This window comes from Lentzea albidocapillata (assembly GCF_000719115.1).
GTDB lineage: Bacteria > Actinomycetota > Actinomycetes > Mycobacteriales > Pseudonocardiaceae > Lentzea > Lentzea albidocapillata.
In genome coordinates, this window is record NZ_JOEA01000012.1 from 163,134 (window position 1) to 183,363 (window position 20,230).

Annotated in this window: 19 protein-coding genes; 11 read left to right on the plus strand and 8 right to left on the minus strand. The window is 68.7% G+C overall.

Translation table 11 applies throughout. The features are described 5' to 3' along the window. Complete coding sequence (tkt, locus tag IG04_RS0119640; RefSeq protein WP_030478126.1) at positions 1-2,085, minus strand: transketolase; 2,085 nt, start codon at positions 2,083-2,085, stop codon at positions 1-3. A gap of 252 nt (positions 2,086-2,337) precedes the next feature. Between tkt and IG04_RS0119645 the strand changes: the two genes are divergently transcribed. The 3 genes from IG04_RS0119645 to IG04_RS0119655 are packed head-to-tail and all read left to right on the plus strand — an operon-like array spanning position 2,338 to position 5,553. Then, entirely contained in the window at positions 2,338-3,270 is a 933-nt protein-coding gene (locus IG04_RS0119645) for a heme o synthase (RefSeq protein WP_030478127.1), read from the plus strand. 22 nt (positions 3,271-3,292) lie between these two features. Then, positions 3,293-5,272, plus strand: coding sequence for a hypothetical protein (locus IG04_RS0119650; protein ID WP_030478128.1), 1,980 nt, complete (start codon positions 3,293-3,295; stop codon positions 5,270-5,272). 32 nt (positions 5,273-5,304) lie between these two features. Beyond that, entirely contained in the window at positions 5,305-5,553 is a 249-nt protein-coding gene (locus IG04_RS0119655; protein ID WP_030478129.1) for a three-helix bundle dimerization domain-containing protein, read from the plus strand. A gap of 23 nt (positions 5,554-5,576) precedes the next feature. Here the strand turns inward: IG04_RS0119655 and IG04_RS0119660 are convergent, their stop codons facing one another. The 3 genes from IG04_RS0119660 to IG04_RS0119670 are packed head-to-tail and all read right to left on the minus strand — an operon-like array spanning position 5,577 to position 7,956. After that, a complete protein-coding gene (locus IG04_RS0119660) occupies positions 5,577-6,230 on the minus strand; it encodes an HD domain-containing protein (protein ID WP_173850028.1) in 654 nt (217 codons plus the stop codon). 58 nt (positions 6,231-6,288) lie between these two features. After that, positions 6,289-6,936, minus strand: coding sequence for a hypothetical protein (locus IG04_RS0119665; protein ID WP_036015183.1), 648 nt, complete (start codon positions 6,934-6,936; stop codon positions 6,289-6,291). Positions 6,937-6,942: 6 nt separating this feature from the next. Further along, on the minus strand, positions 6,943-7,956 hold the full coding sequence (locus tag IG04_RS0119670; protein WP_036015185.1) for a hypothetical protein: 1,014 nt from the start codon (positions 7,954-7,956) through the stop codon (positions 6,943-6,945). A 321-nt stretch (positions 7,957-8,277) separates the two neighbouring features. On the opposite strand from IG04_RS0119670, the gene IG04_RS0119675 reads away from it, so the two are divergent. After that, positions 8,278-8,808, plus strand: coding sequence for an FKBP-type peptidyl-prolyl cis-trans isomerase (locus tag IG04_RS0119675; RefSeq protein ID WP_030478133.1), 531 nt, complete (start codon positions 8,278-8,280; stop codon positions 8,806-8,808). A gap of 53 nt (positions 8,809-8,861) precedes the next feature. Here the strand turns inward: IG04_RS0119675 and IG04_RS0119680 are convergent, their stop codons facing one another. Beyond that, positions 8,862-9,803, minus strand: coding sequence for a quinone oxidoreductase family protein (locus IG04_RS0119680; RefSeq protein WP_030478134.1), 942 nt, complete (start codon positions 9,801-9,803; stop codon positions 8,862-8,864). A gap of 173 nt (positions 9,804-9,976) precedes the next feature. Between IG04_RS0119680 and IG04_RS0119685 the strand changes: the two genes are divergently transcribed. Continuing rightward, on the plus strand, positions 9,977-10,765 hold the full coding sequence (locus IG04_RS0119685; RefSeq protein WP_030478135.1) for a glycoside hydrolase family protein: 789 nt from the start codon (positions 9,977-9,979) through the stop codon (positions 10,763-10,765). On the opposite strand, the gene IG04_RS0119690 is transcribed toward IG04_RS0119685, so the two are convergent. Beyond that, positions 10,762-12,348 (minus strand): DUF885 domain-containing protein, encoded by a 1,587-nt coding sequence (locus IG04_RS0119690; RefSeq protein WP_030478136.1) that lies wholly within the window; start codon positions 12,346-12,348, stop codon positions 10,762-10,764. The two genes, IG04_RS0119685 and IG04_RS0119690, sit on opposite strands and share 4 nt — an antisense overlap. A 36-nt stretch (positions 12,349-12,384) precedes the next feature. Here IG04_RS0119690 and IG04_RS0119695 point away from each other — a divergent pair, with 36 nt between their 5' ends. Genes IG04_RS0119695 through IG04_RS0119705 form a run of 3 tightly spaced genes read left to right on the plus strand, consistent with a single transcriptional unit; the run spans position 12,385 to position 14,315 of the window. After that, the gene (locus tag IG04_RS0119695; RefSeq protein ID WP_030478137.1) at positions 12,385-12,675 is read left to right on the plus strand and encodes a hypothetical protein; all 291 of its coding nucleotides are present in this window, start codon (positions 12,385-12,387) and stop codon (positions 12,673-12,675) included. Continuing rightward, positions 12,672-13,520, plus strand: a complete 849-nt coding sequence (locus IG04_RS0119700; RefSeq protein ID WP_030478138.1) for an ATP-grasp domain-containing protein — start codon at positions 12,672-12,674, stop codon at positions 13,518-13,520. The genes IG04_RS0119695 and IG04_RS0119700 overlap by 4 nt, the downstream gene beginning before the upstream one ends. A gap of 9 nt (positions 13,521-13,529) precedes the next feature. Then, positions 13,530-14,315, plus strand: coding sequence for an alpha/beta fold hydrolase (locus IG04_RS0119705; protein ID WP_030478139.1), 786 nt, complete (start codon positions 13,530-13,532; stop codon positions 14,313-14,315). Here the strand turns inward: IG04_RS0119705 and IG04_RS0119710 are convergent. Both IG04_RS0119710 and IG04_RS0119715 read right to left on the minus strand, forming a co-directional pair. After that, positions 14,301-15,878 (minus strand): solute symporter family protein, encoded by a 1,578-nt coding sequence (locus IG04_RS0119710; protein WP_030478140.1) that lies wholly within the window; start codon positions 15,876-15,878, stop codon positions 14,301-14,303. The two genes, IG04_RS0119705 and IG04_RS0119710, sit on opposite strands and share 15 nt — an antisense overlap. After that, complete coding sequence (locus IG04_RS0119715; protein WP_030478141.1) at positions 15,875-16,285, minus strand: DUF485 domain-containing protein; 411 nt, start codon at positions 16,283-16,285, stop codon at positions 15,875-15,877. Before IG04_RS0119715 ends, IG04_RS0119710 begins: the two co-directional genes overlap by 4 nt. 333 nt (positions 16,286-16,618) lie before the next feature. Here IG04_RS0119715 and IG04_RS0119720 point away from each other — a divergent pair, with 333 nt between their 5' ends. The 3 genes from IG04_RS0119720 (at position 16,619) to IG04_RS0119730 (ending at position 20,205) form a co-directional block, all read left to right on the plus strand. Beyond that, positions 16,619-19,240, plus strand: coding sequence for a nitrate- and nitrite sensing domain-containing protein (locus IG04_RS0119720; RefSeq protein WP_051770241.1), 2,622 nt, complete (start codon positions 16,619-16,621; stop codon positions 19,238-19,240). Continuing rightward, positions 19,237-19,656, plus strand: a complete 420-nt coding sequence (locus IG04_RS0119725) for a roadblock/LC7 domain-containing protein (RefSeq protein ID WP_030478143.1) — start codon at positions 19,237-19,239, stop codon at positions 19,654-19,656. Before IG04_RS0119720 ends, IG04_RS0119725 begins: the two co-directional genes overlap by 4 nt. Before the next feature lie 78 nt (positions 19,657-19,734). Continuing rightward, positions 19,735-20,205: a DUF742 domain-containing protein gene (locus IG04_RS0119730; protein WP_084402142.1), complete on the plus strand. Its 471-nt coding sequence runs from the start codon at positions 19,735-19,737 to the stop codon at positions 20,203-20,205. The last annotated feature ends 25 nt before the right edge of the window (positions 20,206-20,230 follow it).

A 20,230-nucleotide genomic window follows, 5' to 3' on the forward strand; every position in this document is an offset into this window, starting at 1 on the left:
TTAACCCCTCACTCGGTCAAGGGAACGGCGGGCGGCGGCGACGACGTTCTCCGTCGTGAAGCCGAACTCCTTGAACAGGACCTGGTAGTCGGCCGAGGCACCGAAGTGCTCGATCGAGACGATCTCGCCGTTGTCGCCGACGTAGCGGTACCAAGGCTGCGCGATGCCGGCTTCCACCGCGACGCGCGCCTTGACCGAGGGCGGCAGCACCGACTCGCGGTACTCGGCGTCCTGCTTCTCGAACCAGTCGATGGACGGCATGGAGACCACTCGCACTGCAACGCCCTCGCCCTGCAGGACCTTCCCTGCCTCGGCGGCGACCTGCAGCTCAGAGCCTGTGCCGATGATCACGATCTCCGGGTTCTCGTCACCGAAGAGCACGTAACCGCCGCGCTTCACGCCCTCGGCCGAGGTGCCCTCGAGCGTCGGGACGTTCTGCCGGCTGAGCGCCAGGCCCACCGGGCCGAGCTGCTCGATGACGGCCTTCCACGCGAACGCGGTCTCGTTGGCGTCACCGGGGCGGACCACGGCGAAGTCCGGGATCGCGCGCAGGGCGGCGAGGTGCTCGATCGGCTGGTGCGTCGGGCCGTCCTCGCCCAGGCCGATGGAGTCGTGCGTCCACACGTACGTGACGGCGGCCTGCATGATCGCCGCGAGACGCACCGCGGGACGCATGTAGTCGGAGAACACGAGGAACGTGCCACCGAACGGACGGGTCGGGCCGTGCAGCGCGATGCCGTTGAGGATCATGCCCATGGCGTTCTCGCGGACACCGAAGTGCAGCACGCGGCCGTACGGGTCGGCACTCCACATGCCCGTGGAGATCTCCGTGGGACCGAAGGACTTCGCGCCCTTGATGGTCGTCAGGTTCGACTCGGCCAGGTCGGCCGAACCGCCCCACAGCTCCGGCAGGTGCTTCGCCAGCGCGTTGATGACCTCACCGGAGGCCTTGCGGGTCGGCACGCCCTTGGCGTCCACGGGGTAGACCGGCAGGTCAGCGTCCCAGCCCGCGGGCAGCTCGCGCGCGACCAGGCGATCCAGCAGCGTCTTGGCCTCGGCGTTGGCCGACGCCCACGCGTCGAACGACTTCTGCCACTCGGCCTTGGCGTGCTCGCCGCGCTTCACGACCTCGCGGGTGTGCGCCAGGACCTCGTCGGCGACCTCGAAGGTCTGCTCGGGGTCGAAGCCGAGGATCTGCTTGGTGGCCTTGACCTCGTCGACGCCCAGCGCGGCACCGTGCGCGGCACCGGTGTTCTGCTTGTTCGGCGCCGGGAAGCCGATGATCGTGCGCAGCAGGATGAAGGAAGGCCTGTCGGTGACGGCCTTGGCCTTCTCGACCGCCTCGAGGATGCCCGTGACGTTCTCGCCGGACTCCACGACCTGGACGTGCCAGCCGTAGGCCTCGTAGCGCGCCGCGGTGTCCTCGGACAGCGCGATCGTCGTGTCGTCCTCGATGGAGATCTTGTTGTCGTCGTAGAAGACGACGAGGTTGCCCAGCTGCTGCGTGCCCGCGAGCGACGAGGCCTCGGAGGTGACGCCCTCCTCGATGTCACCGTCGGAGGCGATCACGTAGATGTGGTGGTCGAACGGGCTCTCGCCCTGCGCGGCCTCCGGGTCGAACAGGCCGCGCTCGCGGCGGGCGGCCATGGCCATGCCCACGGCGGCGGCCAGGCCCGAGCCCAGCGGGCCGGTGGTGATCTCGACGCCCCTGGTGTGGCCGTGCTCCGGGTGACCCGGCGTCTTCGAGCCCCACTTGCGCAGGTGCTTGAGGTCGTCGAGCTCCAGGCCGTAACCCGACAGGAACAGCTGGACGTACAGCGTCAGGCTGGAGTGCCCGGCGGAGAGCACGAACCGGTCGCGGCCGACCCAGTCCGCGTCCGCGGGGTCGTGCCGCATGATCCGCTGGAACAGCGTGTACGCGAGTGGGGCAAGGCTCATCGCGGTACCGGGATGGCCGTTGCCGACGTTCTGCACGGCGTCCGCCGCGAGCACGCGCGCGGTGTCCACGGCGCGCTTGTCGAGGTCGGTCCAGTCGTCAGGCAGATCGGCCTTGGTGAGCCGGGTGATGTCGTCGGTGACGGTCACGGACTTACAGCTCCAAACTTGTCGCTAGGGCGGGTGCCCAGCTCGTTCGGAATCGATCCCGAAGAGCCTCACCCGCGTCTCTCCCACGTCCTCCGGCCAGCCTAGTCCGGAGAGATTCAGAAGTTGCTCTGAAAGGTCCCAGGCACGTGTGTGCCGGGGCACACCAGCACCCGAACGGGCTGTGAATTCTTTGCGCGGTTACCATCAGTCGCTGGTTTTCACACCTGTTTCGACACGAGGAGCGTTCACCCGATGAGTGCCGACAGTCTCGTCGCCGAGGCCCCCGCCAGGTCGCCTCGCCAGGTTGTCGGCGCGTACGTGGCGCTCACCAAGCCGCGGGTCATCGAGCTCCTGCTGATCACGACGATCCCCGCGATGCTCCTGGCCCAGCGCGGCCTGCCGCCCCTGTGGCTCATCGCCTGCACCCTCGCCGGCGGCACCCTCGCCGCGGGGTCGGCAAATGCCCTCAACTGCTTCGTCGACGCCGACATCGACTCGATCATGAAGCGGACGGCGGCCCGCCCGCTCGCGCACAACGCCATTCCGCCGCGCAACGCCCTGATCTTCGGCATCGTGCTCGGCATCGTCTCGTTCGCGTTCCTGTGGATCTTCGTCAACCTGATGTCGGCGGCTTTCGCCGTGGCGACCATCCTCTTCTACATCTTCGTCTACACGCTCGTGCTCAAGCGCCGCACCTCCCAGAACATCATCTGGGGCGGCATGGCGGGCTGCATGCCGGTGATCATCGGCTGGAGCGCGGTGACGGGCACCGTCGAGTGGCCCGCCCTGGTCATGTTCGGCGTGATCTTCTTCTGGACCCCGCCGCACACCTGGGCGCTGGCGATGAAGTTCAAGGAGGACTACGCCCGAGCAGGCGTGCCGATGCTGCCCGTGGTGGCCACAGCTGCGCAGGTGACGCGGCAGATCGTGATCTACAGCTGGATCACCGTCGTCTGCACGCTCGCCCTCGCCCCCGTCACCTCCTGGATCTACGTGGCGGTGGCGGCCCTCTCGGGCCTGTGGTTCGCGGTCTTCGCGCACAAGCTGCACAACGTTGTCCGGCGCGGCGGATCCACGAACACCATGAAGTTCTTCCACATGTCGAACCTCTACCTGATGTTCGTGTTCTGCGGTCTCGCCGTGGACGCCGTGGTCGGGTTGCCGGTGCTTGGCTGGCCGTTCTAGCTGCACCTCCAGTCGTACGGCTGTGGCGCCCGTTGAGTTCACCGTCACCGGTGGTGAAGGTTCACCACTGGACTTCGTCGCGGCACTGACGCCCGCCTCCTCGCTCGTCGTGATCACCGATCCGGCCGGGTGGGAGCAGGTCAGCCGGGGGCTGGCCGTCGGATCGGCCGCGTCCACCGCGGTCACGACGCAGGTGCGGGTGCTGAGGTTCGCGGTGCTCGACCTCCGGCACTTCTCGTCGGCCTCGTCGCTGCCGCCGCTCTCGGACGTGCCCGGCGACGTGGTGGCGCTGCACGACACGCGCTCGTGGGACTCGGCTCCGGTGGTCGCGTCGTTGCGCGCGCTCGGCCGGCCGGTCGTCCTCTTCACCGCCGTGCACACCTGGGTGTCCGGTGTGGACACCGCGTCGGTGGTGATGGGGTGGAGCGCGCCGCACGTCGTCCTCGCCGCGCCACGCGGTTCGGGTGAGACACGGGTCGAGGACGTCCTCTGGCAGTTCCGGGAGCTGGAGCGGCTGGGGAGGATGACGTACACGTCCCTGCCCGCACCGCCTGTGGTCGCGGATCGCGCGGTGACGGTCATGGTCGCGCTGCCGGGAGCCACCGAGGGCATCGCCGGGGCGTTGCGGCCGGGCGCGGAGTACGAGGTGTGGGCGCGCGTCGGTGCTTATCCCGTCGTCCTGCCGGCCGACCTGGAGCTGCGCGCCGTGCTCAGCATGTCGGGCCGGCCAGGGCAGTCCGAGTCGTTCGTGCTGCCGGCCGAGGGGCCCAGCTCGTGGGTGAGCTTCGACGTCACGACGCCGTACGCCGCCGTGCCCTGGACCGGTGAGCTGGTCGTCTACCACGGTGTGGTGCCGGTGCACGTCCAGCAGGTCGTGCTGCCGGTCGGCGCGGGTGAGCCGCGTTCACTGCCGCGGTGGAAGCTCTCCCGGACGTTCGCGGATCTCCCGGCGGCGCGCGCGGTGTCGGTCCTGGACCTCGGCGACCGGGCGCTCGTCGCGGCAGGAGGCGTGACGTCGTGGACCAGCCTGGCCGGGCCCGCGCTGTCGCTGCCCTCGTCGTCGGGGCTGGATCCCTGGTACGGCAAGGACTTCCCGGCCTACTGCGCCGATCTCGCCTTCCTGGCCCGGCAGGGTGCGGCGGCGTACGCGCGGCTGTTCGGTCAGCCCGGGCCGGCCGACGCCGTCCGGCAAGCGGCGCGGGTGACGGGACGTCCGGCCGGGGTGATGGTGGCGTCCGCCGCCTCCGGTCCGGTGCGGTGGCCGATGATCTACGACCTGCCGTTCGCGGACGGGCCGCACCGGCTGTGCCCGTCGGTCGGGCAGTTCGGGCCGTTCGGCGCCGGGGGAGAGGTGCCCGCGCACTGCCCGGTGCCCGATCACAGCGGGAACGTGTTGTGCCCCTTCGGGTTCTGGGGTCTGTCGAGCGTGCTCGAGCACCCCGTCGGGCCGCTGGTGCAGCGGATCCTTCCGCGCCCGTGGCCGTTCGAGGTGGCGATGGCGGTCGATCCCGGGATGGACCGTTCGCTCACCGAGCGGCACGTCACGGAGCTGATGTCGCAGGTCCCGCCGGAATCCGTGACATCGGCGTACGTCAGCCCGTCCGAGCTGGGGCGGGCGCTGGCGGACGAGGTCATGGACGTCGTGCACCTGCACTTCCGCGAGGGGTTCCTCGACGCCGAGGAGATCGCACGGTGGCACAGCGAGGGTGTGTGGCCACAACCGCACTGGCCCGTGCGCAAGCCGTTAATCGTGGGGACGACACCGATGAACGGCCTGGTGCGCTCGTTCGTCGAGCACGGCGCGTCGGGCGTGATCAGTCCCGAGGTCGCCGTACCGCAGGACATGGCCGGCTGGGTGACGGGCCTGCTGCTCTCCCGGCTGGCCGCCGGGATCAGCGCCGGCGAGGCGTTGCGGCAGGTGCGGTGGGAGATGCTCAGCCGCGGCAACGTCATGGGGCTCGCGTACGCGCTGCACGGAAGTGCCGATCTCCGGGCGCGCTGAACCGCGGGCGTCGGCTGGTCGTTTACCTGGGCATGCTGAACTCGGAAGCCCAGCTGCGGCAAGCGGTCGACGAACTGGTCCGCCGCTTCGGTGATCGCGTGGCGGGTGACCTGATCGTCGACGCCGCTGTCGAGGCGTACGTCGACCTGCGGCGCGCTTCGACCGTGCACTCCTATCTCGGCGTGCTCACCGTCCGGCGGGCGGCTCGCGAACTCGCGTTCACCGCCGTCGGCGTGACGATGCCTCTGCAGCAGACCGTGGGCCTCACGCCTGCTCGCTGATCTTCAGACGCTGAAGAACGTGCTCAGGACGCCACCTTGGTCAGCAGGTCCTCGACGCACGGGTCGTCTAGGGACTCGACAATGCATTTCCACAACAGGAGGTTCGTCTCGGCCCACTTCGTGTAGGTCGCGGCGGCCTCCGAGTCGTAGAAGTAGTAGCCCTCGTCGGCTTTGCCCACCTGCTCGCCCACGATCTTGTACGCGAGCTCGCGCAGGGTGATGCCGTTCTCCTGGAGGTACTTGTGCGCCAGGACGACCGGCGTGACCGGCAGTGCCTTGAACAGCGTGTCCGCGTCGGACAGCGCCTGCGCCTCCAGCGAGATGTCGCGGGAGCGGGTGCGCATCTCCGCCTCGACGACGATCCGCTCGATCCACTCGATGTCGCCCTGCGAGACGCCGGCGACGAAGAGGACCTTCCGGCGCAGCGCCGCGCCGTCCGTGGGCAGCGAGTTGCGGCGGACCATGTAGTTCAGGTCGTGCACCAGTGCGGCGACCTCCACGACGTCCCGTGCGGCGCCGTTGCGTTCGGCGAAGTGCACGGACTTGTCGCGGACGAAGCTCACGTGGTGCCAGCCGTGGAACTGCAGCTTCGCGGCCAGGTCCTCGCACAGCCGCCTCACGCGCTGCTCCACGTCCGCTATGACGGACCTCGGCATCATCGTGCGCGTACGCATCATCAGCCCTCCTGACAAGGTGGGCTGATGGTAGGCGTGTCGCGGCGGCCTCGACGGGGCTTTACAGGTGGTTCGTCAGATCCTCCAGTCGGTCCTCCACCGGCACGTGGCGGTGGCTGATTCCGGTGTCCGGGTCGTAGCTGAGGCTCCACGGGTTCACGGCACGTGACTTGACCAGGAACGTCATGGTTCCGTCTGCTGCTCGCGGGATGCGGTGGAACTCGTGCGCGAGCATCGTTCCGGTGGCGCCCTCGGTGCACTGGGTGCGGTTCGTGAGCTCCGTGCCGACGATGGTTCGGTCGCCGATGCCGAGCCGGGCGTTGAAACGTTCGTGCAGGTAGGCGCCGCTCAGGATCGTGGTGCAGAAGTGGTAGCGGTGGTTGTGCACGGAGTCGGCGTAGCCGGCCCGCCAGTCCGCCAGCGGTTTGTACTCGTGCAGCCAGAACGTGAACGGTTCGTCCGCCTCGTCCCTCAGGCACCACGCGTAGTGCGTCGTCGTCTCGCGTGAGTGCGCGATCACCCAGGTCGCCTGCTGCGGGGTGAGCGCGTCGATGTACGCGCGAAGCTCTCTGCGCAGCTCGGGCCGGGCCGCCCATTCGGTGAACCACGTGCCGACATCGGCCCAATGGTCCACGACGGGGAATTCGGCGCGCTTCACCCGGGCGGCGAGCTCCTCGAGCGCGGACAACCCGGTGAACTCGGCTAGCAAGATCGATCAGCTCCTCAACTGAGCAGATGCGGAGAATTCGCGACGGAATGCGTGGAACTTGCCTTCGAGTTCCTTGAAGCCGTCCTGGGTGAGTGCCTCGCCGGTGATCTTGTCGAACAGCGCGATGAAGTCGTTCCGCGTCGTCGCCGGCGTGATGGTGAAGTGGTAGCCGGCCTTGGAATTGCTGATGCGCAGGAACTCCGCGCGTTCCATCGCGTAAAGGAACGAACTCTCGGTGAACCTGAGCGTGCGCGGATAGGGCCTGAGCACTCCCGCGGTGTTGCTGTAGAGCGTGAGCCACGCGGAGTCGTCGAACAGCTCGAGCCGGTCGAGCGGCGGATCCGAAACGATCGTGACGTCGATTCTCGTGCAGCGGCTGCGGGCCGCGTAGAGACCGACGAGTCCTATCCCGATCTGTTCCTTGAGCCGTTCCTGGATCTCGTCGTAGTCGCCGTCCGCGCCCTCGTTGCGCAGCAGGTACCGCGCGCGCCCGCTGATCGCGTTGTCGTCGCGCGGGTCGGCCAGCACGGCCCTGAGCTCGCATTCCGTCTGGCTGAGCAGCACCCTGCCCGCCGCGTACCGGCCGGCGAACCCACGGAAGCAGTACAGCCGGGTGCGTTCCAGGTCCTGCATCATGAGCTGGTTGAACACCGGGTCCGGCTTGGCGGTCGGCTCGAACACGTGACTGGGGAAGAACTCCCGATCGAGTGCCCGATACTCCTGGGTGAGCTCTTTGAGTGCCTTGCGGCTCTCCTCGATGACCGGAGCCAGCAGTGCCTTCTGCGCCGCTTTCGACGTGATCAACGTCTGCGTGAAGCTCACCACCGCGGAAATCAGCGTGCCCGTACCCACTGCCGTCAGCAGGTTTCTCGCTGCACCGGAATCCATTTGACTGGAAATGGCCAGCGACGCACCCGACGTCACGACGAGTATGAGGAGGAGCAACCCGGTCCGAGTCCAGAACAACTCCTGGATCAGGTTGCTGCGGATGCCTCCGGCCTCCGCGGACACGTGTGCCACCTCCTGAGTCACCAGATTGGCCGCTACCCGAACGGACGAATGCGCTGAGTGTGCGATCAAGTGCGAGGAGTTACTGTACGCGTCGGTCAAAAGATAAGGAAGCTGCTATTCGTGCGACATTCAGGACCGGAATAAGTGCCCTTGAGCCCGGTCGTCGGCCCGTACTCGTGCACTTCGGTGACGCGCCGTCGCCGCCGCCCCCGAACGGGTCCGATGAGCGGGACCACCCCACCCACATGCACCCATGCCGGGTGTCATGGTCCGGACGGCCGCGAGGGTTGCTACACGCCGCTCACACCCGGCCGAATACCCTCACCCACCATGCGTAACGTCCTGCTCATCGCTTCTGTGGCGCTTGCGGCCACCGGCCTCGCCGGGTGCGCCGGGTCGGCCCAGCCCTCGGCCGGCGGATCGTCGTCGACCGCCGCCGCCCCCACGAACCCCTGCAAGGCCGACGACTTCAAGGTCACCGGCGACTTCGGTTCGGCGCCCAAGGTCGAGATCCCGAACTGCAAGCCCACCAGCGAGCTCATCATCAAGGACCTGGTGGTGGGCACCGGCGCCGAGGTGAAGGCGGGCACGACGGCCACGGTCGACTACCAGCTCACGACCTTCTCCGACAAGAAGATCCTCGACACCTCGTTCGGCAAGAAGCCGTTCGACGTCGAGAACGTCGGCCAGGCGCAGGTCATCGACGGCTGGAACGAGGGCATCGTCGGGCTCAAGGAGAAGGGCCGCCGCCTGCTGATCGTGCCGCCGGAGAAGGGCTACGGCCCCGGCGGCCAGGGCATCAAGGCGAACGAGACGCTCGTCTTCGTCATCGACGGCGTGAAGGTCACCCCCGCCGCCTGATCCGAAAAGCGAAACGGGCCCCCGGAGCACCGGGGGCCCGTTTCGTTCTGGGCTCAGGGCAGGAGCAGCAGCTTGCCGGTCGTCCTGCGCGACTGCAGGTCGGTGTGCGCCTGCGCCGCCTCCTCCAGCTTGTACCGGCCGCCGATCCGGATGTTCAGCGTTCCCGACGCGATCGCTCCGAAGAGGTCGGACGCCCGCCAGTCCAGTTCCGCGCGGTCGAGCAGGTACGCCCCGGTCGACGGCCGCGTCAGGTACACGGACCCGGCCGCGTTGAGCCGCTGCGGGTCCACCGGCGGCACCGGCCCGGACGAGGCCCCGAACAGCGCCAGCATGCCGCGCGGCTTCAGTGACGCCAGCGACTGGTCGAACGTGTCGGCGCCGACGCCGTCGTAGACGACGTCGACCTTCTCGATCTGCGAGGCGAAGTCCCCGTACCGCAGCACCTGGTCGGCCCCGGCCTCGCGGGCCAGCGCCTCCTTCTCGTCGGTCGACACCGTCGCGACGACGGTGGCGCCCTTCGACTTCGCCCACTGCGTCAGCAGTAGGCCGACGCCACCGGCCGCCGCGTGCACCAGCACCCGGTCGCCTTCCTTGACCACGTACGTCGAGTGGATCAGGTAGTGCGCCGTGATGCCCTGCAGCAGCGAGGCCGCGGCCAGTTCCACGTCCAGCCCGTCCGGCACCCGCACCGCCGAGGCGGCCGGCACCACGACCTCGGACGCGTAGCTGCCCAGCACGCCCATCCACGCGACCTTGTCGCCGGCGGCGAAGTCCGGGGAGTTGCTCGCCACGACCTCGCCGGCGCCTTCGAGTCCCAGGGCGGTGGGCAACGTCAGCGGGTACTGGCCGCTGCGCTGGTAGGTGTCGATGTAGTTGACGCCCGCGGCGCTCACCTTCACCAGCAGGTCGCCGTCACCGGGCACGGGCGACGGGACGTCCGTGTGCTCCAGCACCTCGGGGCCACCGGCCGAACGCACCACCACTGCCTTGGGCATCTGTCCTCCTTGATCGACTCAACCCGGTCAACCCAGGCCTCGGCCCCGATGTTCCCGCTCCCGCCGATTGGGAACCCACCGCCGCCCTCCAGCATGAGGGCAGCCGGCCCGTTCCGCCCGCGTGCGGTGTTCCCACAGCGACGGACAGCACTCAGCGCTGGTATGACCGGTCCATGCGAAAAACATCCCTGCTGCTGATCGCATTGCTGCTACTGGTGGGAGCGCTTCCATCCCACGCCGCCTCCGCCAAGAAGGGCGTGAACGCCGCCGACGACCCAGGCCCGGCCGGCGCCGCCATGACCGCGCTCGACGCCCGCTGGTACTACACCTGGGCCTCGGACCGGCGCGGGATCCAGAGCAACGCCGAGTTCGTCCCCATGATCTGGGGCGCGGCCAGTGTCACCGACGCCGAGCTGAACAGGGCGAAGGCCAACGGCCGGCAGTTGCTGGGGTTCAACGAACCCGACATGGCCGGCCAGGCGAACATGACCGTCGAACGCGCGCTCGACCTGTGGCCACGCCTGCAGAGCACCGGCCTGAGGCTCGGCGCGCCGGGGGTCGCGTTCGGCGGTGACGTCGCGGGCGGCTGGCTCGACCGGTTCATGGCGGGGGCGAAGGCGCGCAACCTCCGCGTCGACTTCATCCCGATCCACTGGTACGGCCAGGACTTCTCCGACAAGGCCACCGGGCACCTGGAGTCGTACCTGCGCAACGTCTACAACCGTTACAAGAAGCCGATCTGGCTCACCGAGTACGCGCTGATCGACTGGCGCTCCGGCCGCGCGGTCTACCCGAGCCAGCAGCAGCAGACCGCGTTCATCACCGCGTCGACCAGGATGCTCAACGGGCTGTCCTTCGTGGAGCGCTACGCGTGGTTCACGCTGTCCAGCAGGACCAGCCCGACCGGCCTGTCCACCGGCACCTCGCTGACGGCGGCAGGCCGCGCCTACGCGCCTGCCTAGTCCTCGCCCAGGGCGACCCGGCGCGCGAGCCCCAGCGGCAGCGCGCCGGATCCCGCGATCCGATCGTGGAACTCGCGCAACGACCCCAGCCCCGCGGCCAGGTACTCGTCGCGGATCAGGTCGATCTCCAACGCCCCGGTCAGGTACGACGGCGCCTGCGTCGGCCACGCGCAGTACCGCTTAACCTCGCCAGTGGCGGTGCCCGGCGTCAAGGCCGTGCGCGCCACCATGAACGACTCGGCCTCGGCGGGAGTCATGTCGCCGCAGTGCAACGCCGTGTCGACGATCATCCGCGCCGCCCGGAACAGCCGCGCCTCGACGTGGCTCATCAGAGCGCCCTGGGACGTGTAGTACCCGACCGAGCGCAGCAGCTTCTCCGAGTACAGCGCCCAGCCCTCGGAGAAGTACGACGTCCGGAACACCTTCCGCAGCGGGTGCGCCGGGCCCTGCGCCGCCAGCCACGCCGAGTGCCAGTGGTGGCCGGGATAGGCCTCGTGCACCGAGATCGTCGGCAGCTGCGACCGCGAGTTGGTGCGCAGGCGTTGCGTGATCTGCTCGTCCGACGCTCCGTCCGGCGTGAACGGCACGAAGAAGAAACCGGTCCGCTTCGAGGTCAGTGCCGGCGGCCCGAGGTAGCTCGCGACCGACATGAGCGCCCGCTGGAACGGTGGCGACCCGACCACCTGGCAGTCCTCGCCCTCGGGCATCGTCACCAGCGAGTGCTCGATCAACGCGGCGCGCGCCCGCGAGGTCTCCGCCTCGTACTCGGAGCGCATCGCCTCCAGGGTCGGCGGGTGGTCGTCCTGCAACGAACTCATCACCGCACGCCAGTCCGGCGACCCCGCCAGCTCGACCAGTTCGGCCTCCAGCGCCGCGTAGGCGTCCTGCCCGCGCTGGTGCAGCTCCGGCGCTCCGTAGCCCAGCAACTCCTTGTCCTGCAACAAGGCCGAGTAGAGCTTCTCGCCCATCCGCCAGTCGCCCCCGGCCCGCACGGCGAGGTCCTCCAGGAACACCGCGTGCCGGTCGAACGCGTCGGCCGCGGGGACGGCGGCCGCGACCAGCGTCGCGCGCAGTTCGGGTGACGACACCTGCTGCGGCAGCTGGTCCAGCAGGAACGCGCGCCCCGTCCGCACCTGACCGAGCGTGCGCAGCACGACCAGTGACGACGCCAGCGACGCGTCGAGGTTCGCTTCGGCGGCGGCGAGCACCGACGGCACCTCGCGCAGCTTGGCGACGGTCGACGTGACGAGCTCGGCCTCGGGCAGCAACCCGTGCAGGAACGGCCCCAGCAGCCCGAAGAAGATCATCCCGGTGTACTCGTGCGGGTCCCGCCGCCAGCCCGGCCACGCCTCCATCGCCGTCGCCCCACGCAGCACCGACACGGCGAGATCGCGGTCCACCGACTCGGGCGACGCCTCCAGCCGTGCCAGCCAGGTCTCCCTCTCCCTGGCCCGCTGCTCGAACGCCGCCGCGGAGAAGTCCCCGAAGGTCGAGTAGTGCGGAAGCGAGCCGACTCGGGCGGCGTGGGCGGGATGGTGGTCGAAGTACCACGAGAGGAACGACGTGAGCGTGTCGGTGGTCACCCGACCGAAGCTACCCGCTGGTTTTACAGTGTGGGGATGTCTGATCACACCACCCAGAAGCGCATCGCCGAGTTCGTGAAGGCCCACGGCAAGGAGGGCACGCCGGTCAGGGCCGTCGTCGAACCGATCGGCCGGGCAGGCGCGCGGATCGTGCTGGTCGGCGCGGACGGCGCCATGGGCGACGTGATGGTGAAGGACGTCGAGTCCGCCACCAAGGCCGTCGAAGCCGCGGACGGCGTCGAGCAGGCCGAATGGGACCGCGAGACCACCGCCGCCACCACCATCGGCCCCGCGCACCGCCGCAAGATGGCCAAGATGCAGTCATGAAGGTCGTGTTCGCCTCCTGCGGCCGGTTGCCCCTGGGAGACGGTGACGAGGAGTCGCTCGTCGCCGCCCTCCAGCGCGACGGCGTCGACGTCGAGTGGCAGCCGTGGGGCGGCGAGGTCGAGGCGGACCTCGTGGTCCTGCGCACGACCTGGGACTACCCCGACCACCTGGACGAGTTCCTGGCGTGGTGCGCCGGCGTGCCCATGCTCGCGAACCCGCTGCCGGTGGTCCGCTGGAACATCGACAAGTCGTACATGGCCGAGCTCGCCGCGCGCGGAGTCCCGGTCGTGCCCACCGCGGTCGTGCGGCCGGGGGAGGAGCCGGTCTTCCCGGACGGCGAGTTCGTGGTGAAGCCGGCGGTCGGCGCGGGTTCGCGCGGTGCCGGCCGGTTCACCGGTCACGCCGAGGCCCGCGCGCACCTGGAAGCCCTCGGCGTGACCGCGCTGGTGCAGCCGTACCAGTCCAGTGTGGACGCCCACGGTGAGACGGCGCTGGTGTTCTTCGCCGGCGACTACTCCCACTCGTTCCACAAAGGACCGATGCTGGCCCAGGGCCTCGCCGAGGCCGAGTCGGGGCTCTATGTCGAGGAGCGGCTGGCCGGCATCGAGCCCACTACGCGTCAGGTCGCGCTCGCCGAGCAGGTGCTCGACGTCGCCGCGGAGCTGCTCTCGTTGCGGCGCAGCGACTTCCTCTACGCCCGCGTGGACGTCGTCGAGGGGCCCGACGGTGAACCGCTGCTGCTCGAACTGGAGCTGACCGAGCCGTCGCTGGGCTTCAAGCTTACGACCGGCGAGGCTGTCTCCCGGTTCAGCAAGGTCATCCAGGAGGCCGCTTCCCGAGGCTAGGGTCGGGGTATGACCACCGCGAGCGTCAACGGCATCACCATCGGCTACGACGACGAAGGCACCAGTGACGACGTGCTGGTGCTCGTGCACGGCCATCCCTTCGACCGCACGATGTGGCGCCCGCAGGCAGAGCACTTCAGCACGAACGGCTGGCGCGTGATCGCCGCGGACCTGCGCGGCTATGGCGAGACCACCGTCGTCCCCGGCATCACGCCGCTGGACGTCTTCGCCGCCGACATCGCGGGGCTGCTCGACCACCTCGGCATCGAGAAGGTGGTGCTCGGCGGCCTCTCGATGGGCGGGCAGATCGTCATGGAGTTCGCGCGAACGTTCCCCGAACGCCTGCGCGGCCTGATCCTCGCCGACACGTTCGCGCAGGCCGAGACCGAGGACGGCCGCCGCAACCGCAACGACATGGCCGACCGGCTGCTGCGCGAGGGCATGTCCGGCTACGCCACCGAGGTGAAGTGGAAGATGGTGGCGCCGGACAACCCGGAGGCCGGCGAGTTCGTCGCGGGGCTGATGCACAACGCACCACCGGAGGGTGCGGCGGCGGCGTTGCGGGGCCGCGCGGAACGGCCCGACTACACCGAGACCCTCACCGGGATCACCGTGCCGACGCTGGTGATCGTCGGCAGCGACGACGAGTACACGCCGGTCAGCGCGGCCGAGTACATGAGCGAGCGCGTTCCGGGTTCGACGCTGGTCGTGGTCGACGGCGCCGCCCACATGCCGAACCTGGAACGCCCCGCACTCTTCAACAAGGCGGTCGAAGGGTTGCTAGCGCAGACCTGAGCCGATGCCGGTCAGGCCGCGCACCTCCATCTCGGCCTGCTTGGCCGCGTCCGCCTTCTCGCCGCCGATGATCGTGCCCAGGAACCCGGCCAGGAACGACAGCGGGATCGACACGATGCCGGGGTTCGACAGCGGGAAGAACGCGAAGTCGGCGTCCGGGAACACCGACGACTTCGAGCCGGAGATCGCGGGCGAGAAGATGATGAGCAGCACGCACGACGTGAGGCCGCCGTAGATGCTCCACAGCGTGCCGCGCGTGTTGAAACGCTTCCAGAACAACGAGTACAGCAGCGTCGGCAGGTTCGCGGACGCGGCCAGGGCGAACGCCAGAGCGACCAGGAAGGCGACGTTCTGGCCGTTCGCCGCGATGCCGCCGACGATCGCCAGCACGCCCACGCACACGGCGGTGATGCGGGCGACGCGGACCTCGTCGCGCGGGTCGGCCTCGCCGTGCTTGATCACGTTGGCGTAGACGTCGTGCGCGAACGAGGCCGACGCCGTCAGCGTCAGACCCGCGACCACGGCGAGGATCGTCGCGAACGCCACCGCGCAGACGATGCCCAGCAGGACCGTGCCGCCTACCTGGAACGCCAGCAGCGGCGCGGCCGAGTTCTCGCCGCCGGGAGCGTTGTTGATCTTGTCGCTGCCTACCAGCGCCATGGCGCCGAAGCCGATGACCAGCGTGCACGAGTAGAAGATCGCCATCATCCACGTGGCCCACACGACGGACTTACGCGCTTCACGGGCGTTCGGCACCGTGTAGAAGCGCATCAGCACGTGGGGGAGAGATGCCGTGCCGAGAACAAGCGCCAGGGCCAGCGAGATGAAGTCGATTTTCGACAGGTCCGACGCGCCGTACTTCACGCCCGGCGAGAGGACGGCCTCGCCCAGTGGCGACCGTTGCGCCGCGCGGTCGAGCATCGAGGAGAAGTCGAAGCCGAACTTGCCGATCAGGAAGATCGTCAGCAGCGACACGGTCAGGATCAGCAGCACGGCCTTGATGATCTGCACCCACGTGGTGCCCTTCATGCCGCCGACCAGCACGTACAGCACCATGACGATGCCGACGACCGCGATGATGATGGCCTGGCCGATCTTGCTGTGCACGTCCAGCAGCAGCGCCATCAGACCGCCGGCGCCGGCCATCTGCGCGATCATGTAGAAGATCGAGATGACCAGGGTCGAGTTCGCCGCGGCCGCGCGCACGGGGCGCTGTCGCATGCGGAACGCCATGACGTCGCCCATGGTGAAACGGCCGGTGTTGCGCAGCCGTTCCGAGATCAGCATCAGACCGATCAGCCAGGCGACGACCCATCCGATCGAGTACATGAAGCCGTCGTAGCCGTTCACGGCGATCGCGCCGGAGATGCCCAGGAACGACGCCGCGGACAAGAAGTCGCCCGAGAGCGCGATGCCGTTCTGCGTGCCCGTGAAACTGCTGCCCGCCGCGTAGTAGTCCGACGCGCTCACGTTCCGGGTCGAGGCCCGGTACACGATGTAAAGCGTCAGTAGCACGAAGATGCCGAAGACGGACAGGTTGATCGCGGTGTTCGCCCCGGTCACGCGAGCTCCTCGTCGGTTTCCACGAGCGCGCGCACCTTGTCGACCTGCGGGTCGAGCTTCCGTTTGGAGTAACGCGCGTACGCCATTGTGATGATGATGGTGGTGACGATCTGGAGGAATCCCATCGTCAAGCCGACGTTCACGGTTCCGAACAGCGGAGTGCTCATGAAGTCGGCGGCGTAAGCCGAAAGCAATACGAACGTGACGTACCAAGCGAGGAACAGCAGCGTCGCCGGGAGAATAAAACGCTTCACCCGGCGCTTCAGGTCGAGGAAAGCCTCACTCGTTTGGATGGCATCGAAATCAGGCTCACCGTCACCATCGACAAGCAATGAGTGATGTGGCTCGTCAAAGGTGGCGAAACCAGGGGTGGCCGGGCGTGACACGGAGGGCAGCGCCTTCGTCATCAACCGCTCGCATTCGTTACGGGGAGTGCCCGGCGAGGCTCCGCGCACACAGCGCGTCCGATCCGGGGTTGGGAGGCGCAAGCGTAACCACGCGTGGCGGTGAGTCAATCCCTGGAACCCGCAGGACCACCCCAAAAGGTCCGCTGTCACCCTGGGTGATCGATCGAGCACGCCCCAGGTCGTTGTCGCGTCACGATCTCTGGCCTACTATCCGCTCACACCCGATACGGCTGATGGAGATATCGAGCTGCGGGGACATCGACTCGCGGGGATTCACCAGGCCAGGAGGTAGCCGATAGTGGGGCACTTCGAACGCGCCTTGGGGATCATTTCGTGAATGTCGAGTGGAGAAAGATCAGCGACTGGCGCAACTGGCGCCTGCCCGTCAAGCTCGGCGTCGTGCTGCTCGTCCCGGTGACGGTGGCCGTCGGCGCGGGCGCACTGCAGATCTCCGGTTACGTCGACCGGTCGAACAACTACGTGCAGATGCAGGGCCTGGTTCGGCTGAGGGCGGATCTCGCGCCTTTGATCTCCAGCGTCCAGCAGGAACGCACGCTCGCCGCGCAGAGCGCCACCAGCGGGTCCGGCGTCGGCGCCTACCAGAACCAGATCAGCGCCACCGACAACGCCGCCTCGACCGTGCGCCGCCGGATCGACCGCACCGACGGCGTCAGCGACGTGTCCCGCCAGCGCTTCGCCGAGGCCGGCGGTCAGCTGGAGACGCTCAAGAACCTGCGGGAGAAGGTCGCCCAGGGCGGCGACGGCGGCGACCCGTCCGGCGGCACCTACGGCTACACCGCCATCATCAAGTCGCTGCTGGACTTCGAACAGGCGCTCGTCGGCCAGTTCAACGACAGCGCCATCTCGGGCACCGCGGCGGCGCTGCACAACATGGTCATCGCGCAGGAGCAGGTCTCGCTGCAGCACGCGTTCGTGTTAGCCGGGATCGGCCGCGGCAAGCTCCTCGGCCCCGAGGTCCGCGCGCTGGAGCAGTCCGACATCCGCCTGCAGGACCGCCTGAACGACTTCCAGGCCACCGGCACCACCGAACAGCGCCGTACCTACGACCAGACCGTGACCGGTGCCTCCGTCGCGAACCGCACCGCGCTCGTGGAACGCGCGCTCACCCAGCCCGACGGCACCCCGCCGCCCGCGCCGCGTCCCGGCCAGCCCAAGCCGCCGCAGGAGTTCGGCATCGCCGTCGACGACTGGAACAGGTCGTCCGGCACGACCGCGCGCCTGATGGAACAGGTCGTCCGCGAACTGCAGGACGAGCTCGCCGGCACCGCCGGCGCCCTGCAGGACGACACGTCCAACAAGGCGGGTGCCGCCGCGGTCATCCTGCTCGCGATGCTGCTCATCGCCGGCACACTCGGCTTCGTCATCGGCCGCTACCTGCTGCGCTCGCTGTCCCAGCTGCGCCGCTCCGCCCTCGACGTGGCGCACCATCACCTCCCCGAGGTCGTCGCCGCGATCCGCGCCGACCGCAGACCCGACACCGAGATCGAACCGGTGCCCGTGCACACCAGCGAGGAGTTCGGCCAGCTGGCCCGCGCCTTCGACGCCGTGCACGAGCAGGCCATCCGCGGCGCGGTCGAGCAGTCGTCGCTGCGGTCGGGCATGAAGAACATCTTCGTCAACCTGTCGCGCCGCTCGCAGGGCCTCGTCGAGCGCCAGCTCAAGCTCATGGAGGAGCTCGAGCGCCACGAGGAGAACCCCGAGCAGCTCGCGAACCTGTTCAAGCTCGACCACCTCGCGACGCGCATGCGCCGCAACAACGAGAACCTGATGGTGCTGTCCGGCACCGACGTGGCCCGCCGGTTCCACCAGCCCGTCCCGCTCGCGGACGTCCTGCGCGCCGCCGCGTCGGAGATCGAGCACTACCAGCGGGTCGTCGTGAAGTCGACGCCGTCGGTCGAGATCGTCGGCTACGCGGCCAGCGACCTCGTGCGCCTCGTCGCGGAGCTGCTGGACAACGCCACCGCGTTCTCCGCGCCCACCACCCAGGTCATGATCGGCTCGCGGGTCGACCAGCAGGGCGCCGTCCTCGTCGAGGTCGCCGACCAGGGCATCGGCATGGGCCCGGCCGAACTCACCGAGGCCAACGAGCGGCTCTCGACCGGCACCGAGGAGGACGTGCCCGTCTCGCGTCAGATGGGCCTGTTCGTCGTCGGCAGGCTCGCGGGCCGCCACGGCATCACCGTCCGGCTGCGCGGCGCGGGAGAGGGCCGTGAGGGCCTGCGCGCGTTCGTGCTCGTGCCCGCGGAGCTCGTGCGCTCGCACGAGGAGGCCCCGGCGCCGTCCCAGCCGCGGCACGCCGCGCTGCCCCAGCCGAAGTCAGCCCTTCCCAGGCAGCCGCACGTCGTCGTGAAGACGCCGAACCTGGCGCCGCCACCCGCACCCGCGCCGGCGATCGACAGCCCGCGCGAGTCCGCCGAGTGGATGTCGTTCCGCGGCGCCGCGATCGACGAGTCGCTGCCCCAGCGCACACCCCGGCCCGCGTCGGCACAGCACAACGGTGTGCCGCCCGAGTCACCAAGTGAGACGACGTCCGCCTGGTTCAGGGGCGGAGTCTCGGGCGAATCGGTCAACGGTGATCATTCGTCGGCACGACCCCACCCCGGACCCTCACCTGCGTCGTCACCGTCGGTAGTGGCATCCTGGTTCGGCAAGAAGCCCGGAGGGACGGTCTGGGAGCAGGCCGGAGACCCCGTCACCGACGCAGGGGAGACCGATGCCGGGTTGCCGAAACGGGCGCCACGTAAGAACCTGCTACCCGACCTCGCGGAACACTCCGAGAACAGCGCACGTCCCGCTGTGAGCCAGAAGCGCGATCCGGAACGGGCGCGAGGCTTTCTCGCCAGCTACCAGACGGGCCTGCGCCAGGCGCCGCTCGGCGGCAACGGGAATGGAAGCGGCCAGGGGAACGGCCAGTACAACGGGGAGAAGGCATGAGCACGCCTCAGTCGCGCCAGGTCGACCAGTTCGGCTGGTTGATCACGAACTTCACCGATCGCGTGGCCGGTGTCGCCCACGCGATCGTGATCTCGGTGGACGGCTTGCTGCTCACCAAGTCGACAGGTCTGCCGCCGGACCGCGCGGACCAGCTGTCCGCCATCGCGTCGGGAGTCGCGGCCCTCACCATGGCCGCCTCACGATGTTTCGAAGGTGGCGGAGTGTTGCGCACCGTGATCGAGATGGATTACGGGATCATGCTCCTCATGTCCATTCGAGACGGGTCCTGTCTGGCGGTACTCGCCGCTCCCGACAGCGACGTCGGCCAAGTCGCCTACGAGATGACCGTGGTCGTCGAGCAGGTAGGCCAGATCCTCACTCCCGAACTGCGAGCGCAGCTGCACAGCGTGAGGTGATCCATGAGTTCCTTCCCTGACGCACACCGACGGCGCAAGCGGGACGAAACGCCCGCGGAGCAGACGTTCGCCGACCTGATGAACGGGTTTTCCCTGGACTCGGGCCGAAAGCGGCCGCCCACGCCGGAGCAGGTGCCCGCGCGGGAAGCGACTCCCGTTGTACCGCAAGAAGATGTCCGGACCGTCGAGTCCTCCGTTCAGGAGACTTACGACGCCTCGATCGTTCGTGCATATGCCTGGACGGGTGGGCGCACTCGGTCCAACATCGACCTGGAGATCGAGACACTTGTCTCCGCCAATGATCAGAGTCGGCAGTCTGCAGGTATCTTGCAGGCTGAGCACCAACGCGTCGTCGAGCTGTGCCACTCCCCGCGATCCGTCGCGGAAGTGGCCGCACTGATGCGTCTCCCGCTGGGAGTCGTGAAGGTGTTGCTCGGTGACATGGCGGAACGAGGCCTGGTGGACGTGCACCAGACCGCTTCCGCAGGCGGTGGTACGCCGGACCTCGGGTTGATGGAGAGAGTGCTTAGTGGACTACGTCGGCTCTAGATTTCCCGAATTCGGCCCTCCTGGG

What these genes read in the sequence shown, in the direction of transcription:
- IG04_RS0119645 (WP_030478127.1), top strand. Translation starts at nt 2,338, where the DNA reads ATGAGTGCCGACAGTCTCGTCGCCGAGGCCCCCGCCAGGTCGCCTCGC.
- IG04_RS0119655 (WP_030478129.1), top strand. Translation starts at nt 5,305, where the DNA reads ATGCTGAACTCGGAAGCCCAGCTGCGGCAAGCGGTCGACGAACTGGTC.
- IG04_RS0119660 (WP_173850028.1), bottom strand. Translation starts at nt 6,230, where the DNA reads ATGATGCGTACGCGCACGATGATGCCGAGGTCCGTCATAGCGGACGTG.
- IG04_RS0119675 (WP_030478133.1), top strand. Translation starts at nt 8,278, where the DNA reads ATGCGTAACGTCCTGCTCATCGCTTCTGTGGCGCTTGCGGCCACCGGC.
- IG04_RS0119680 (WP_030478134.1), bottom strand. Translation starts at nt 9,803, where the DNA reads ATGCCCAAGGCAGTGGTGGTGCGTTCGGCCGGTGGCCCCGAGGTGCTG.
- IG04_RS0119685 (WP_030478135.1), top strand. Translation starts at nt 9,977, where the DNA reads ATGCGAAAAACATCCCTGCTGCTGATCGCATTGCTGCTACTGGTGGGA.
- IG04_RS0119695 (WP_030478137.1), top strand. Translation starts at nt 12,385, where the DNA reads ATGTCTGATCACACCACCCAGAAGCGCATCGCCGAGTTCGTGAAGGCC.
- IG04_RS0119700 (WP_030478138.1), top strand. Translation starts at nt 12,672, where the DNA reads ATGAAGGTCGTGTTCGCCTCCTGCGGCCGGTTGCCCCTGGGAGACGGT.
- IG04_RS0119705 (WP_030478139.1), top strand. Translation starts at nt 13,530, where the DNA reads ATGACCACCGCGAGCGTCAACGGCATCACCATCGGCTACGACGACGAA.
- IG04_RS0119715 (WP_030478141.1), bottom strand. Translation starts at nt 16,285, where the DNA reads ATGACGAAGGCGCTGCCCTCCGTGTCACGCCCGGCCACCCCTGGTTTC.
- IG04_RS0119725 (WP_030478143.1), top strand. Translation starts at nt 19,237, where the DNA reads ATGAGCACGCCTCAGTCGCGCCAGGTCGACCAGTTCGGCTGGTTGATC.
- IG04_RS0119730 (WP_084402142.1), top strand. Translation starts at nt 19,735, where the DNA reads ATGAACGGGTTTTCCCTGGACTCGGGCCGAAAGCGGCCGCCCACGCCG.